This is a genomic window from Intrasporangium sp. (assembly GCF_035280925.1).
Lineage (GTDB): Bacteria > Actinomycetota > Actinomycetes > Actinomycetales > Dermatophilaceae > Intrasporangium.
The window spans coordinates 1-16167 of the sequence record NZ_DATEEY010000102.1; the positions used below are offsets into that span (position 1 = coordinate 1).

General features: G+C 71.1%; 12 protein-coding genes. All 12 read right to left on the bottom strand.

Annotated elements, in window-relative coordinates; translation table 11 throughout:
- Positions 1-100: 100 nt before the first annotated feature.
- Positions 101-4666 carry a glutamate synthase large subunit gene (gene gltB / locus VJN29_RS09775; RefSeq protein ID WP_324143515.1) on the bottom strand — a complete coding sequence of 1522 codons (4566 nt, stop codon included), beginning with the start codon at positions 4664-4666 and terminating at the stop codon, positions 101-103.
- A 159-nt stretch (positions 4667-4825) separates the two neighbouring features.
- On the bottom strand, positions 4826-5884 hold the full coding sequence (gene lgt / locus VJN29_RS09780) for a prolipoprotein diacylglyceryl transferase (RefSeq protein ID WP_324143436.1): 1059 nt from the start codon (positions 5882-5884) through the stop codon (positions 4826-4828).
- Positions 5881-6681 (bottom strand): tryptophan synthase subunit alpha, encoded by an 801-nt coding sequence (gene trpA, locus VJN29_RS09785; protein ID WP_324143437.1) that lies wholly within the window; start codon positions 6679-6681, stop codon positions 5881-5883. The genes lgt and trpA overlap by 4 nt, the downstream gene beginning before the upstream one ends.
- Complete coding sequence (trpB, locus tag VJN29_RS09790; protein ID WP_324143438.1) at positions 6678-7949, bottom strand: tryptophan synthase subunit beta; 1272 nt, start codon at positions 7947-7949, stop codon at positions 6678-6680. The genes trpA and trpB overlap by 4 nt, the downstream gene beginning before the upstream one ends.
- Before the next feature lie 2 nt (positions 7950-7951).
- Entirely contained in the window at positions 7952-8758 is an 807-nt protein-coding gene (trpC, locus tag VJN29_RS09795; protein ID WP_324143439.1) for an indole-3-glycerol phosphate synthase TrpC, read from the bottom strand.
- Positions 8759-8763: 5 nt separating this feature from the next.
- The gene (locus VJN29_RS09800) at positions 8764-9036 is read right to left on the bottom strand and encodes an HGxxPAAW family protein (RefSeq protein ID WP_324143440.1); all 273 of its coding nucleotides are present in this window, start codon (positions 9034-9036) and stop codon (positions 8764-8766) included.
- Between the two features lie 87 nt (positions 9037-9123).
- The gene (locus tag VJN29_RS09805) at positions 9124-9705 is read right to left on the bottom strand and encodes a Trp biosynthesis-associated membrane protein (protein ID WP_324143441.1); all 582 of its coding nucleotides are present in this window, start codon (positions 9703-9705) and stop codon (positions 9124-9126) included.
- Positions 9702-11279, bottom strand: coding sequence for an anthranilate synthase component I (locus VJN29_RS09810; RefSeq protein ID WP_324143442.1), 1578 nt, complete (start codon positions 11277-11279; stop codon positions 9702-9704). Before VJN29_RS09810 ends, VJN29_RS09805 begins: the two co-directional genes overlap by 4 nt.
- A 68-nt stretch (positions 11280-11347) precedes the next feature.
- Complete coding sequence (hisI, locus tag VJN29_RS09815) at positions 11348-11755, bottom strand: phosphoribosyl-AMP cyclohydrolase (RefSeq protein WP_324143443.1); 408 nt, start codon at positions 11753-11755, stop codon at positions 11348-11350.
- Between the two features lie 127 nt (positions 11756-11882).
- Positions 11883-13691 carry an ABC transporter ATP-binding protein gene (locus VJN29_RS09820; RefSeq protein WP_324143444.1) on the bottom strand — a complete coding sequence of 603 codons (1809 nt, stop codon included), beginning with the start codon at positions 13689-13691 and terminating at the stop codon, positions 11883-11885.
- Complete coding sequence (locus VJN29_RS09825) at positions 13688-15535, bottom strand: ABC transporter ATP-binding protein (RefSeq protein WP_324143445.1); 1848 nt, start codon at positions 15533-15535, stop codon at positions 13688-13690. The genes VJN29_RS09820 and VJN29_RS09825 overlap by 4 nt, the downstream gene beginning before the upstream one ends.
- A complete protein-coding gene (locus VJN29_RS09830; RefSeq protein ID WP_324143446.1) occupies positions 15532-16122 on the bottom strand; it encodes a GNAT family N-acetyltransferase in 591 nt (196 codons plus the stop codon). Before VJN29_RS09830 ends, VJN29_RS09825 begins: the two co-directional genes overlap by 4 nt.
- Between the last annotated feature and the right edge of the window lie 45 nt (positions 16123-16167).

Below are 16167 nucleotides of genomic sequence, written 5' to 3' on the forward strand. Positions count from 1 at the left end.
CTCCTGCTCCTCGTAGACCTCCTTCCAGTCCCGGATCCGCACCGGGACCGGGCGGCGGGCGGGGAGCTCACGCTGCCTCGTGGTCAGGAAACCTTGCGGGTCAGCCATGGGAAGCCTCCATGATCCGGTTCCACACGTCCGCGCCGTCGACGTCGAGGCCCTGGGCCACCGCCTCGGCCCGGACGTCGAGAACGCGCTGGTAGTCGCGCGGGAGGACGAGGGTGAACCGCCCACGAGCGCTCTCCCAGTCATCGAGCAGGGCCCGGGCGACCGGCGAGTCGGTCCAGGCGACGTGGTCCGTGAGGAGCCGCCGGACGGTCGTCTCGTCGTCGGGCCGCAAAGGCACGAGGTCGACCAGCTCATGGTTGACGAGCTCCGGTCGGAGGTCGAGGACGTAGGCCACGCCGCCGGACATGCCGGCCGCGAGGTTGCGGCCGGTCGACCCGAGGACGAGGACGGTGCCGCCGGTCATGTACTCGCACCCGTGGTCACCGACGCCCTCGACGACCGCGGTCGCTCCGGAGTTCCGGACGCAGAACCGCTCCCCCACGACCCCTCGCAGGAAGAGCTCGCCCGTCGTGGCGCCGTAGGCGATGACGTTGCCGGCGATGACGTTCTCCTCGGCGACGAGCCTCGCCCCCCGATGCGGGCGGACCACGATCCGACCACCCGAGAGACCCTTGCCGACGTAGTCGTTCGCATCACCGAGGAGGCGCAGCGTCACCCCGGCGGGCAGGAACGCGCCGAACGACTGGCCACCCGAGCCGGTCATGGTCAGCTCGATCGTGTTGTCCGGGAGGCCGTGGGGATGTGCCCTCGTGACGTGGTGGCCGAGCATCGTGCCGACGGTCCGGTTGACGTTGCGGACCGCGATCTCGCTGCGGACCTGCTCGCCGCTCTCGATGGCGGGCAGCGCCCGGGTGACCAGCTCGTTGTCGAGCGCCTTGTCGAGCGCGTGGTCCTGCGCCGTCGTCTGGTGCAGCGTCCCGCCGGTTGGGTTGTCGGCGACCGCCAGGATCGGCGTGAGGTCGAGCCCGGACGCCTTCCAGTGCGCGATCGCCTTGTCGAGGTCCAGGCCGCCGACCTGGCCCACGGCCTCCTCGATCGAGCGGAACCCGAGGGCGGCGAGGTGCTCGCGGACCTCCTCGGCGACGTACTCGAAGAACGTCTCCACGAACTCCGGCCTGCCCGTGAAGCGCGCGCGCAGCTCCGGGTTCTGCGTCGCGATCCCGACCGGACACGTGTCGAGGTGGCAGACGCGCATCATGATGCAGCCCGACACGACGAGCGGCGCCGTGGCGAAACCGAACTCCTCGGCCCCGAGCAGGGCCGCGACGACGACGTCCCGCCCCGTCTTGAGCTGGCCGTCGACCTGCACGACGATGCGGTCGCGCAGCCCGTTGAGCACGAGCGTCTGCTGCGCCTCGGCGAGCCCGAGCTCCCACGGCGCACCTGCGTGCTTGAGCGATGTGAGCGGCGAGGCGCCCGTCCCCCCGTCATGACCCGAGATGAGCACGACGTCGGCGTGGGCCTTCGACACTCCGGCGGCCACCGTGCCGACCCCGATCTCCGAGACGAGCTTGACGTGGATCCGCGCGGCCGGGTTGGCGTTCTTGAGGTCGTGGATCAGCTGGGCGAGGTCCTCGATCGAGTAGATGTCGTGGTGGGGCGGAGGCGAGATGAGGCCCACGCCGGGGGTGGAGTGCCGCGTGCTGGCCACCCAGGGGTAGACCTTGTGGCCGGGCAGCTGACCGCCCTCCCCGGGCTTGGCGCCCTGGGCCATCTTGATCTGGATGTCGTCCGAGTGGGTCAGGTAGAGGCTGGTGACACCGAACCGCCCGGACGCCACCTGCTTGACGGCCGAGCGCCGCTCCGGGTCGAGCAGCCGGTCGATGTCCTCGCCGCCCTCGCCGGTGTTGGAGCGTCCGCCCAGGCGGTTCATGGCCACGGCCAGGGTCTCGTGCGCCTCCCGGGAGATCGACCCGTAGCTCATCGCACCCGTGTTGAACCGTCTGACGATCTCGCTGACCGGCTCGACCTCGTCGAGCGGGACCGGCAGGCGCCCGGTGACGCCGGCCGACTTGAACGCCATCAGGCCACGCAGGGTCATCAGCCGCGACGTCTGGTCGTCGATGCGCGCGGTGTACTGCTTGAAGATGTCGTAGCGGCGCTGCCGGGTCGAGTGCTGCAGGCGGAACACCGTCTCCGGATCGAACAGGTGCGGCTCCCCCTCGCGCCGCCACTGGTACTCCCCGCCGACCTCGAGCACGCGGTGGGCCTGGTACACCCCGTCGGCTGGGTAGGCCGTCGCGTGGCGCTCGGCCGTCTCCTTGGCGATGACGTCGAGACCGACGCCCCCGAGCTGCGACACGGTGCCGGTGAAGTAGCGGTCCACGAGCTCCTGGGCGAGTCCGATCGCCTCGAAGACCTGGGCACCGCGGTACGAGGCCACGGTGGAGATGCCCATCTTCGACATCACCTTGAGGACGCCCTTGCCGAGCGCCTTGATGAGGTTCTTCACGGCCTGCTCCGGCGTGACGCCCTCGATCTGGCCGGAGCGCACCAGGTCCTCGACCGTCTCCATCGCCAGGTAGGGGTTGACGGCAGCTGCTCCGTAGCCGATGAGGAGTGCCACGTGATGGACCTCGCGCACGTCGCCGGCCTCGACGAGCAGGCCGACCTGGGTGCGGGTCTTCTCGCGGATGAGGTGGTGGTGCACGGCCGCCGTGAGCAGCAGCGACGGGATCGGCGCGAGGTCGCGGCCTGAGTCACGGTCGGACAGAACGACGAAGCGGGCTCCCCGGACGATGGCCTGGGACACCTCGGCGAAGATCTCCTCGAGGCGGTCCCGCATGGCGGCGGCGCCGCCGGTGACGTCGTAGAGGCCCTTGACCACGTGGGTCGCATAACCCGGCAGGTCGCCGTCCGCGTTGACGTGGACGATCTTGGCCAGCTCGTCGTTGTCGATCACCGGGAACGTGAGCACGATCTGGCGAGCGTGGGCCGGGGATGCCGACAGGGCGTTGCCCTCGGGACCCATGGTCGTGCCGAGCGATGTGACGAGCTCCTCGCGGATCGCGTCGAGCGGTGGGTTGGTCACCTGCGCGAAGAGCTGGGTGAAGTAGTCGAAGAGCAGCCGGGGCCGCGATGACAGGACCGCGATCGGCGTGTCGGTGCCCATCGAGCCGAGGGCCTCGCCGCCGGACCTCGCCATGGGGGACAACAGGATGCGCAGGTCCTCGGTCGTGTAGCCGAAGGTCTGCTGGCGACGCGCCACCGAGGCCGCGGTGTGGACGATGTGCTCCCGCTCCGGGAGGTCCTCGAGGCGGATCAGGCCGGCGTGGAGCCACTCGGCATACGGCTTGCCGGCGGCGAGCTGGCTCTTGATCTCCTCGTCGGCCACGATGCGACCGTGCTCGGTGTCGACGAGGAACATCTTGCCGGGCTGGAGGCGCCCGCGTTGGACGATCGTGGCGGGGTCGAGCTCGAGCACGCCCGACTCGGAGGCGAGGACGACCAGGCCGTCATCGGTGACGGTGTAGCGCCCCGGCCGGAGCCCGTTCCGGTCGAGGACCGCACCGACGAGGGTGCCGTCCGTGAAGCAGACGTTGGCGGGCCCGTCCCAGGGCTCCATGAACATCGAGTGGAACTCGTAGAACGCGCGCCGAGCCGGGTCCATCAGCTCGTGGTTCTCCCACGCCTCCGGAATCATCATGAGGACCGCGTGGGGCAGCGACCGCCCGCCCAGGTGGAGCAGCTCGAGGACCTCGTCGAAGCTGGCCGAGTCGGACGCGCCGGGCGTGCAGATCGGGTAGAGCCGCTCGAGGTCGCCCGGGATGATGTCGGAGGTGAGCAGGCTCTCCCGGGCGCGCATCCAGTTCCGGTTGCCCTTGACCGTGTTGATCTCGCCGTTGTGCGCGATCAGACGGTAGGGGTGTGCCAGCGGCCACGAAGGGAAGGTGTTGGTCGAGAACCGGGAGTGCACGAGCGCCAGCTCGGTGGCGAAGAGCGGATCCGACAGGTCGGGGAAGAACGGCTCGAGCTGGCCGGTGGTGAGCATGCCCTTGTAGACGATGGTGCGAGCCGACAGGGACGCGAAGTAGACCTCGACCTCGTGCTCGGCGCGCTTGCGCAGGCAGAAGGCAAGGCGGTCGAGCCCGAGCGCGACCTGTCGCCCCATGGCCGAGCTGACGAAGAGCTGCTCGAAGTGCGGCATGCAGGCGCGCGCGGCGGCGCCGACGAGATCTCCGTCCACGGGCACCTCGCGCCAACCGAGCACCTTGAGGTGCTCCTCGACCGCGAGCGCCTCGATCCTCGCCTTGGCGGCCGCCCGAGCGGCCGGGTCGGTGGGCAGGAAAGCCAGCCCAGCGGCATACGCCCCGGAGTTGGGCAGGGTGAAGGGGACGATCCCACGGAAGAATGCGTCAGGCATCTGGGTGAGGATTCCCGCCCCGTCACCGACGAGGGGGTCGGCGCCGGTCGCTCCTCGGTGGTCGAGGTTGCGCAGCGCGGTGAGCGCGTGCTCGACGATGTCGTGGCCCGCGGATCCCCTCATGGTGGCGATGAGGGCGACCCCGCACGCGTCGTGCTCGAACTCGCGACGGTACAGGCCCGAGTCGTCCGGGTGGGTACTGAACAGTCCACGCGTGCGGGTGTGCGGCGACATCTTCACCGTCCTAACCTTCGTGTCGATCCCCTGACATGGGTGAGGGCGTGTGGACGGCCTTGGCCACAAGCTGTGCGGAGCAAAATACTGCCCGCTTCGGCGTGTCCTACCCCTTGATACGAGGCATTTCGGATGGTGAGACGCCGCAGCCGGCATGAATCACGGCACGGGACGGGTCGGGGGCTCGTCCGCCGGCTGGTCCGCCAGCTGGTCCTTGGTCGTCTCGGCGGCGTCGCTTCGCGCCCCCGCCGACCGGTCGGCCACATCGGTCTCGCTGGTCTCGCTGGTCTCGCTGGTCATGCTGGCCTCCTCGGTCCGCGGGTGGTCCACGTCGTCAGGCGGTGTGCCCTCGCCCGGGATGGCTCGGGCGTCGGCCCGCCTGCCGAACCAGCGCCACAGCCAGAGGCCGAGGAGGAACACGAGGATCGAGGTCCAGGTGTTGACGCGTTGGCCGAGGACGTGGGTGGCCGGGTCGGTGCGCATGTTCTCCACGACGATCCGGCCGAGCGGGTAGCCCATGACGTACGCGGCGAAGACCTGGCCCCGGGCCAGGTCGAAGCGCCGGCCCAGCCAGATGAGGAAGGCAGCGAGGGCGAGCACCCACAGCGCCTCGTAGAGGAACGTGGGGTGGAAGTAGCCGAGCACGACGGGGTTGCCGTCCGCTCCGACCACCGCTCGGCCGGCGGACTGGTCGAACTCGTAGACCCTGAGACGCCACGGCAGCTCGGTCGGCGCGCCGTGGAGCTCGTTGTTGAACCAGTTGCCGAAGCGGCCCATCGCCTGGGCGATCGCCACGCCCGGAGCGGCCGCATCGATGAAGTCACGGAAGTCGACGCCGGACCGGCGGCAGCCGATCCAGGCCCCGAGTGCCCCGAGGGCGATGGCACCCCAGATGCCGAGTCCCCCCTCGTAGATCTTGAAGGCGTCCAACGGGTTCCTGCCGGGCCCGAAGTAGAGGTGGTTGTCGGTGATGACGTGGTAGATCCGGCCGCCGATGATGCCGAAGGGCACGGCCCACGCGGCGATGTCGATGGCCGCATCGGTCGGCACGCCCCTGGCGGCGAGACGGCGCTGGGTGAGCCAGACCGCGACGATGATGCCGGCGAGGATGCACATGGCGTAGGCGCGGATCGGCACCGGCCCGACGTACCAGATCGACTGCGTCGGGGACGGGATCTCGGACGCAAGCGCTGGGAGTATGCCGCTGAGCCGGGTCACGCGCGTCCCCTCCGTACGCCGTCGGCGAGCTCACGGGCGAGGGTGCCGAGGGCCTCGAGACCGGCCCCCGGGGTGGCCGCCCCGGTGAGGCAGCGCACGAGCGCGGAGCCCACGATGACACCGTCGGCGAACCGGCCGACCTGGCTGGCCTGGTCCCCGGTCGAGACGCCCAGCCCGACGCAGACCGGCAGGTCGGTGACCGCCCTGGTCCGCGACACGAGATCCTCCGCGGCCTCGTCGACGCTCGCGCGCGCCCCGGTGACGCCCATCACGGCGGTCGCGTAGACGAAACCACGACCGTGCGAGGTGACCGCTGCCAGGCGCTCCGCGGTGGAGCTGGGCGCGACGAGGAACACCTTGTCCAGCCCATGGCGGTCGGCCGCGCTGATCCACTCGGCGGCCTCGTCGGGGATGAGGTCGGGCGTGATCAGCCCGGCGCCACCGGCGGCCGCCAGGTCGCCGGCGAACCGGTCGACCCCGTAGCGGAGGACCGGGTTCCAGTACGTCATGACGAGCGCTCCAGCGCCCGCTGCAGCGACGGCGCGCACCGCCTCGAAGGTGTCCTTGAGCCGCACCCCGCCCTCGAGGGCCCGGACGGCTGCGTCCTGGATGACCGGCCCATCCATGACCGGGTCGCTGTAGGGCACGCCGATCTCGACGATGTCGACGCCCGATCGGACGAGGACCTCCATCGCCTCGATCGAGTCGGAGACGGACGGGAAGCCGACCGGTAGGTAGCCGATGAGCGCGGCGCGGCCCTCGGAGCGGCACGCCTCGATGATGGGACCCACGCTCACCGCTGCTCCCCCATCCCCTTGGCGCCGGGCTCGTCGATCGGCTCGTCGTTGGGCTCGTCGATGGGCTCGATCGGGTGACCGTCGATCAGACCGAACCACCGCGCGGCCGTGTGGACGTCCTTGTCCCCGCGGCCCGAGAGGTTGACGAGGATGACCGCGTCAGGGCCCAGCTCCCGGCCGAGCTGCATCGCGCCGGCCAGGGCGTGGCTGCTCTCGATCGCGGGGAGGATCCCCTCCGTGCGGCTGAGCAGGCGGAAGGCCTCCATGGCCTCGACGTCCGTGATGGGGCGGTACTCGGCCCGCCCGGACTCCCGGAGGTGGGCGTGCTCGGGCCCGACGCTCGGGTAGTCGAGGCCGGCCGAGACGCTGTGTGACTCGATGGTCTGGCCGTCCTCGTCCTGGAGAACGTACGTGAAGGCACCGTGCAGCACGCCCGGGACGCCGGTCGAGAACCGCGCCGCATGCTTGCCGGAGTCGATGCCCGACCCGCCAGCCTCGAGCCCGACGAGGCGCACCGATTCGTCGTCGATGAACCGGTGGAAGATGCCCATGGCGTTGGACCCGCCCCCCACGCAGGCGCACACGATGTCCGGCAGGCGCCCGACGAGGTCAAGCACCTGCTGCCGTGCCTCGATCCCGATCACGCGGTGGAACTCGCGCACCATCTCCGGGAACGGGTGGGGGCCGGTGACCGTGCCGAGCACGTAGTGCGTGGTCGCGACATTGGCGACCCAGTCTCGAAACGCCTCGTTGACGGCGTCCTTGAGAGTCTGGCTGCCATGCTCGACGGGTACCACCTCGGCGCCGAGCAGCTGCATCCTGGCGACGTTGAGCGCCTGGCGCTCGGTGTCCTTTCGGCCCATGTAGACGACGCACTCGAGCCCCAGCAGGGCCGCTGCGGTCGCCGTGGCCACGCCGTGCTGCCCGGCCCCGGTCTCTGCGATGACCCGCGTCTTGCCCATGCGCCTGGTCAGGAGCGCCTGGCCGAGGACGTTGTTGATCTTGTGCGAGCCGGTGTGGTTGAGGTCCTCGCGCTTGAGGATGATCCGTGCGCCACCACAGTGCTCGGCGAACCGGGGCACCTCGGTGATGATGCTCGGTCGCCCGGTATAGGTCCGGTGCAACCGCTCGAGCTCGCCGACGAACGCCGGGTCCACGGCCGCCTTGCGCCAGACCTCCTCGAGCTGCTCGAGTGCAGGAATGAGGGCCTCGGGGACATAACGACCCCCAAACGCGCCGAAGCGCCCGACGGGCGCGGTCCGGGACATCGTCACTCCTCGTTGGACGCGTCGCGGGCGGCCTCGATGAACCGGCGCACGGCGTCGGACGGGGCGCCGCCAGTGACGAGGGCCTCTCCGATGAGTACGGCTCGTGCACCGGCCCGGACGTAGTCGACGACGTCGGCCGGACCTGCCACGCCTGACTCGGCGACGCTGACGACGTCGTCCGGCAGCTGCGGCAGGAGCTGGGTCACGAGGTGCGGGTCTACCTCGAGGGTCTTGAGGCTGCGGGCGTTGACCCCGACGAGGGCTGCGCCGAGGGCCATTGCCCGCTCCAGCTCATCGGCGTCGTGGACCTCGACCAGCGGGGTCATCCCGAGGGCGGTGGCGTGGTCGTGCAGGTCCCGCAGCAGGGGGTCGTCCAGCGCTGAGGCCATGAGCAGGACGAGGTCTGCGCCATGGGCGCGCGCCTCGACGACCTGGTACGGGTCCACCATGAAGTCCTTGCGGAGCACGGGGATCCCAACGGCGGAGCGGACGGCGTCCAGGTCGGCGAGGCTGCCACCGAACCTGCGCTGCTCCGTCAGGACGCTCACCGCGCTCGCCCCGCCGGACTCGTAGGCCGCGGCGAGCCGCCCGGGCTCCGGGATGTCGGCCAGGGCGCCCTTGCTCGGGCTGCGGCGCTTCACCTCGGCGATGACGGCAACGCCGGGGGCCGCGCGGAAGGACGGCAGCGGGTCGATCGGCGGCACGGCCTCCGCGGCCCGGGCCTCGAGCTCACGAAGGGGCGTGGCGACGCGACGGCCCGCGAGATCCTCGCGAACGCCGTCGATGATCCCGTCGAGAACCGTCGGCACAGCTCTCAGCTCTTGCCGACGGTCGAGGTGCCCCGCTCGTCCGGAGCGTCCCGGACGAGGCCCTCGCGCTCGCTGTCGTGCGGCTTGCTGCCGTAGCCCGCCATGGCGAGGACCTTGCCCACGATGGCGCCGACGACGATGACCACCGCGGCCACGACGCCGAGCGCCATGCTCGGGATGACGACCGCGATGCTGCCGATGGCCGCGCCGACCAGCATGATGCCCACCGCAGCCCATGCCGCAACGCTGTGCCCGTGGTCCTCGTGCTGCTCTTCCATGACGTTCTCTCCCATCCGGTGGGCGTCTCGTGCCCGTCACCGCTGCGTCGTCCGGTGGCTGCTCCCCGCCGCCTTCCGGTCATTCTGTCAGGTCCGGTCCGGCTCGTCTCGAAGGGTCGGGTCGTGGCCGTCGCTGAGCTCGTCCCACGTGGTGCGGACCTCTCCGCGTGGCCCGCTGGCCGGCTTCGTGCGGTCGTAGCGGGCGGACAGGCCGGACCAGGTCCGGCTCGACACCGCGGCGACCACCGTGCCGCAGACGAGGACCACGGCGACGACGAGGGCGAGCCACCCCCATCCGGTGGTGGCGCCGGTCGCGTCCGGCGCGGTCGTCCTCGCGAGCTGTTGCGACAGGGCTTCACCGACGACCTCCCGTGGTCGCAGCGTCACGAACGCCGTCACGGCCAGCGCGCCCAGGGCCGACACGACCATGACCACCGCCGAGGCGGACCGGATCACCCTTCCGCCCGTCATGAGGGCGAGGAGCGCGGCCACGCAGATGACGGCCAGTCCGACCGCACCGGGGGCGGCCCCTACCCCGCTGACTTCGACGGCGCCGCCGCTCAGCACGTCACCGCTCGTGCCACGCACCCAGACCTGCGTGGAGAGGGCGATGAGGACGACCGCGGGCACGGCCACCGTCAGCGCCGAGCGGCGCTTGTCGAGCCTCATCGGAGCACCGGCCTCATGCCAGCGGCTGCGGCCACGGCACGCAGCGCGGCAGCCGCCTTGTTGACCGTCTCCTCGTACTCGAGGTGCGGGACGGAGTCCGCGACGATCCCCGCTCCTGCTTGGACGTGCGCCTTCCCGTCCTTGATGACGGCGGTCCGGATCGCGATGGCCATGTCGAGGTCGCCCGCGAGGTCGAGGTATCCCACCACCCCGCCGTAGAGTCCCCGTCGCAACCCCTCGTAGCGGTCGATGAGCGCCATGGCGCGGGGCTTGGGCGCGCCGGAGAGCGTTCCGGCCGGAAAGGTCGCGACCAGGGCGTCGTACGCCGTGCACTCGGAGCGGAGCTCACCGACGACGGTCGACTCGATGTGCATGATGTGGCTGTAGCGGCGCACCGACATGAAGTCGACCGTGTCGACGGTTCCGGCCCGACAGATCCGCTGGAGGTCGTTGCGCGCGAGGTCGACCAGCATGAGGTGCTCGGCGCGCTCCTTGGCGTCCCCGAGCAGGTCCTCGGCGAGGTGCGCATCATGCTCGGGGCTCTTGCCGCGCGGACGGGATCCGGCAATGGGATGGGTGATGGCCCGGCGGCCGGTCACCTTGATGAGCGCCTCCGGGCTGGAGCCGACCACGTCATAGGTCGACCCATCGGGGTGCGGCAGCCGAAGCAGGTACATGTAGGGGCTGGGGTTGCTCACCCGGAGGGCGCGATACACGTCGAGCGCGTCGGCCGAGCACGGCACGGTGAAGCGCTGGGAGACGACGATCTGGAAGGCCTCCCCCGCCCGGATGGCCTCCTTGGCCTGCTCGACCATCGCCTCGAACCCCTCCTGCGTGTGACTGCCGCTTTGCCGCGCGGTCAGGGGCTCGATCGTCGCCACCGTGCTCGGCGCCGGCGCGGCGAGCTCCTCGGTCATGCGGTCGAGCCGGCCGACTGCATCGGCCCACGCCTGCTCGATCCGCTCGTCCGTGGCGTCGTGGTTGACGGCGTTCGCGACCAGCAGGAGCGAGCCGTCGCTGTGGTCGAACACGGCGAGGTCGGTGGCGAGCATCATCGCCAGCTCCGGCAGCCGCAGCTCGTCCTGCCCGGTGTCCGGCACACGTTCCCATCTGCGCACGGCGTCGTAGCTGATCGCCCCGACGAGGCCGCCGGTGAGCGGCGGCAGGCCGGGTGTGCGGGGAGTCGCGAGCAATGCGACGGTGTCCCGGACGGCCGCCGTCGGGTCGCCGGAACGGGGTAGGCCCAGGGGCACGTCGCCGATCCAGTACGCCTCACCGTCTCGCTCGGTGAGGGTGGCGGCGCTCCGAGCTCCGACGATGGAGTACCGGGACCAGACGCCGCCGTGCTCCGCCGACTCGAGCAGGAACGTGCCGGGCGCGTCCTTGGCGAGCTTGCGGTACACGCCGACAGGGGTCTCGGCGTCCGCGAGCACCCGCCTGACGACCGGGATGACCCGACGGTGCTCCAGGGCGAGCTCGGTGAAGACCGCGAGGCTGGGCCACGTCGTCCCCCACGTCAGGTCGGCGTGTGGGGCGGGCAACGTCTGAGCGGGCTCCGTGGTCGTCTTGGACACGTGCGCCATTCTCCCGCACCCGGTGCCCGGGTCCTCCCCCGCCCGCGATCCGGGATGCGGGGCCGGCCTCAGCCCAGCCTCCCTCCGGACGGGCCCTGCCCGACCACCGCTGGCAGCACGCGGGCATCGAAGCAGGTCCGGTCACCCGTGTGGCAGGCCGACCCGACCTGGTCGACCTGGACGAGCAGCGCATCCCCGTCGCAGTCGAGCCGGACGCCCCGAACCCACTGGACGTGTCCGCTCGTGTCTCCCTTGCGCCAGTACGCCTGACGGCTCCTGGACCAGAACGTGACGCGACCGTCGGCGAGCGTGCGCCGCAACGCCTCGTCATCCATCCAGCCGAGCATGAGGACCTCGCCAGTGTCGTGCTGCTGCACGATGGCGGCGACGAGCCCCTGCTCGTCCCGCTTGAGCATCGCCGCGATGGCGGGATCGAGCGCGGTCGTCTCGGTGCTGGTCGACTCGGTCACCGGCACATTCTGCCCCGACCGCCCCAACCGGGGCCAAACCACGGACGTATGCCGCTGGGCTGGCTTCGCCATGCCACCGCCGGCTGCGCCCGAGTGGTGGGCGGGCCAGGCGGAGGCAGGAGCGTCCGCGGAGTCACGGGGACCGCTGCTGCGCGGACCAGGACTGGTGGAGACTGGCGTAGACGCCACCGAGGCCGACGAGCTCGGTGTGGTGCCCACGCTCGACGATGCGTCCGGCATCCACGACGACGACCTCGTCGGCCGCTTCGGCCGTGGAGAGGCGGTGCGCGATGGCGATCGAGGTGCGACCTCGCGTCAGCGAGTCGAGGGCGCGCTGGAGCCGCACCTCTGTGCTCGGGTCGACCGCCGAGGTGGCCTCGTCGAGTACGAGCAGGTCCGGGTCGGCGAGGTAGGCGCGCGCGAGGGCGACGAGCTGGCGCTCACCCGCGGAGAGCGACTCACCGCGCTGGCCGACGTCCGTGGCCAGGCCGAGCGGCAGCGTGGCGACCCACGCCTCGAGGCCGAGCTCCCTGACGGCGAGGCGGACGTCGTCTCCGCTGGCGTTCGGCCTCCCGAAGCGGACGTTGTCGAGCAGGCTGGCGTCGAAGAGGAAGCCTTCCTGCGGCACGAGAACGACCCGTTGCCGGAGCGAGGCGAACCTGATGGTGCGCAGGTCCACCTCGTCGATGAGGACGCGCCCGGTGGTCGGATCCATCAGCCGGGTCAGCAGCTTCGCGAGCGTCGACTTGCCGGAGCCGGTCTCTCCCACGATGGCCACCCTGCTGCGTGGCGCGATGGCCAGGTCGATGTCGTGCAGCACCGGCTCCCCGCCGGGGTAGGCGAAGGCGACCCCGTCGAACCGAACGGAGATCGGGCCGCGGGGCAGCGTCACCCCGTCGGCCGGATCGGCGACGTCGGCCGGGGTGTCGATGATCCCGATCACGCGGCGCCAGCCCGCGACCGCGTTCTGCAGCTCGTTGAGGATCTCGGTGGCCTGCTGGACCGGCATGGTGAAGAGGTTGACGAGGAAGAGGAAGGCGAGCAGCTCTCCCAGGGTCAGCCGCCCGTTGGCCGCAAGGACGGTTCCCACGACGAGGACCACGGCAGTGGTCAGCCCGGAGACGAGCTGGCCCGACGTGAAGGCCATGACGGCACGGGCCTGGGCGCCGATCGCCGCCTTGCGGTGGTTCTCGATGGCGGTGTCGATGCGCTGCGCCGTGCGGTCCTCCACGCCGTAGGCACGGATCGCCTGGGCACCGACGACGGCCTCGGAGATGGCACCGAGCATGTCGCCGACCCGTTCACGCACCTTCGTGTAGCTGCGGCCGACGATTCCCTGGAACGTGCGGATGATGACGAACAGCGGCACGAAACAGGCCCACACGACCAGGCCGAGCAGCGGGCTGTAGACGAGCATCAGGACGGTCGCCAGCGTGATCTGGGCGACGTTGATCATGAGCATCAGGCCGCCGAACTGCACGAACATCGAGATCGTGTCGACGTCGGAGGTGACCCGTGAGACGAGCGAGCCGCGCCGCTCGGTGTTCTGCGTCAGCATCGACAGGTCGTGGATGTGGCGGAACGCCTTGAGCCGCAACGTTGCCAGCCCGCTCTCGGACGAGCGGAAGAGCCGCACGTTGACGAAATAGGCGGAGAAGGCCGTCACGACGACGCCGCCGAGGGCGAGCGCGATGAAGCGCACGACGACATCGATGTCCGGGCCGCCTGCCGCCAGGATGCCCTCGTCGGTCACGCGCTGGACGACGAACGGCACGAGGACCCGTCCCACGGTCGCGAGGACAGCGAGCAGCACGGTCACGCCGATGCCCCTGCCCAGCTCGGGCGACAGCTGGACGCCGCGCCGGAGCGTCCCCCAGGTCGTCAGGTCCCGGCCCGACGCGATGCCGTGGTGCTCGACGGGTGGTGCGAACCGCATGCTCATGGCGCCACCTCCGCGGCGGCCAGGGCGGCCCGCTCAGCGGCCTCGCGTGCGTAGGCGGTGACGAGCCGTTCGTAGCCCGGGCACCGTCCGAGCAGCGCGGTGTGCGTCCCGTGGTCCACGACGCGTCCCTCCTCGACGTAGACGACCTCGTCCGCGAGCAGGATCGTCGCCATCCGGTGGGCGATGACGAGTACCGTGGTGCCGGAGCTGGCCTCACGCAGCCGGGAGAGGATCGCCCGCTCGACGGATGGGTCCACGGCAGAAGTGGCGTCATCGAGGATCAGCAGCTGGGGGTTGCGGATCACCGCCCTGGCCAGCGCGATCCGCTGGCGTTGGCCACCGGAGAGGCTGGTGCCGCGCTCTCCCACGCGGGTGCCGAGCTGCTCCGGCAGGCGGCCGACGAAGGCCGCTGCCTGCGCCACCTCGAGGGCCCGCCACACTGCGCTGTCATCGTGGTCGGCGCCGAGGGTGACGTTGCCCCGGACGGTGTCGTCGAACATGAAGGTCTGCTGCGCGACGAGGGCCGCGACCTCGGAGACGCCGCCGCGCCGCACCTGACGGAGGTCGACGTCGTCGATGAGCACGGCCCCGGAGTCGGGGTCGACGAGCCGCATGAGCAGGTTCGTCAGGGTGGACTTGCCACTGCCCGTGCGACCGACGACAGCGACGGTCGAGCCGGCCGGGATGGCCAGGGTCATCCCGACGACGGCCGGGTTGACGCCCGGCTCCCCCTCCTCGGTCTCGATCTCGTAGGCGTAGGACAGGTCCTCCGTCGTGACCGCGCTGGCGCGGCCACGGGGCAGCGCTCGGTCACCGTGACGGAGGCCGCCGCTGGCATCGAGCACAGCGGAGATCCGCCGCCAGCCGACGACGGCCCGGGGCAGCTCGGCGAGCACCCACCCGAGAGCCCGGACGGGGAAGGCGGTGATGGAGAACAGGTAGGCGATCTGGGTCACCTCTGCCGCCGAGAGCTCCCCGGCCTGCACCCGCAGGCTCCCGATCAGCAGGACGGCGAGCGTGCCGAGGGTGGGGATCGCCTCGATCGCCGGGTCGAACCGGCCCCGCGTCCGGCCCACCTCGATGTTGGCGTCGCGCAGCTCGTTCGTCACCGTGCGGAACCGGTCGGTCTCGTGGTCCTCCCGACCGAGCGACTTGACGATGAGAGCGGCCTCGAAGCCCTCGTGGGCGACCTCGGACACGTCAGCGCGCAGCTGCTGCGCTCGAGTCACCCGTGGGGACATCGCCCGCTGGAAGGCGACGTTGGCGACGAAGAGCATGGGGAAGACGGTCAGGCCGACGACGGCGAGGAACGGGTCGACGACGACCATCTGGACGATGCCGAAGACGAGCATGACGAGGACGCCGATCGCCATCGGCAGCGGGGCGAAGACGTTCCACGTGGCCTCGACGTCGGCGTTGGCGTTCGACAGCAGCTGCCCCGAGGGATGACGGTGATGCCAGCTGAGGGGCAGCCGGAGGTACTGCCGCGTGACGTCGCGCCGATATCTCGCGCCCAGGTTGTACATGGCGACGCCGCCGGCAAGGCGCCGCCCGATCACACCGATGACGGTGACGAGAACGACTGCGGTCAGCACGCCGCCGATGAACCACAGCTGGTCCGCCGTGACGTGGCGAGCCTGGATGGCGGGGCCCACGGCTTCGTCGACGACCCAGCCGATGGCCCAGGCCATCAGGCCCGTCATGATGCCGTAGACGGTGGCCCCGAGGACCGCGACCGCGAACCAGCGCGGCTCCCCGGCGATGCCGCGGCGGACGACGGCCAAGCCGTCGCGGATGGTCGAAGGGGCGCCCGGCTCCGGCCACCCGGCGGCCGGACCGCTCACGGGCGCCACTCCGCGTCGGCAGCTCGGACAGCTCGGACAGGTCCGACACGTCCGACAGCTCCGACGGTCCTCGGCGTCGGCACCCAGTACCGGCGGCTCGTTCCACGGACGTCCTCGAGCACGCCGCCGTTCGCCTCGATCGTGCGAGCGGAGGCGACGTTGTCGTCCTCGCACGTCACGAGGGCGGGGTCGATGCCGAGGCGCGCGGCCATGCCCAGCGCGAGTCCCAAGGCGGTCGTGGCGACTCCTCGCCGACGGGCACTCGGCCGGACGGCGTACCCGATGTGCCCGCCCACGACGAGGAGCGAGTCGGTGAGCCGGTGCCGCACCGTGACCGTCCCGACGAGCCGATCGTCGTCGAGGATCCACCGGTACGACGCCGGGACCCAGCCCTCCGGGAGCCGCGTTCCGGGCACTTCGTACGAGGCGAGCAGGTCCGCCCACACCTCGAGTCCGCCGGGCCGCTCGAGCTCGGCGCGATCGTCAGACCGGTAGGCCGAGCCGTGGATCGGCGCTGCGCCGAACTCGTCCACCAGCTCCCACCACGCCTCGGCGAGGAGGCTGGTCGGACGAACGAGCTCGATCACCCCTCGACCCTAGGTCGGCGCAGGCCGTGGCTGCCACCGGGTTTG

Excerpts from the sequence above, each read along its gene's own strand:
- VJN29_RS09820 (WP_324143444.1), bottom strand. The coding sequence starts at position 13,691 with ATGAGCATGCGGTTCGCACCACCCGTCGAGCACCACGGCATCGCGTCG.
- gltB (WP_324143515.1), bottom strand. The coding sequence starts at position 4,666 with ATGTCGCCGCACACCCGCACGCGTGGACTGTTCAGTACCCACCCGGAC.
- trpB (WP_324143438.1), bottom strand. The coding sequence starts at position 7,949 with ATGTCCCGGACCGCGCCCGTCGGGCGCTTCGGCGCGTTTGGGGGTCGT.
- VJN29_RS09800 (WP_324143440.1), bottom strand. The coding sequence starts at position 9,036 with ATGGAAGAGCAGCACGAGGACCACGGGCACAGCGTTGCGGCATGGGCT.
- VJN29_RS09805 (WP_324143441.1), bottom strand. The coding sequence starts at position 9,705 with ATGAGGCTCGACAAGCGCCGCTCGGCGCTGACGGTGGCCGTGCCCGCG.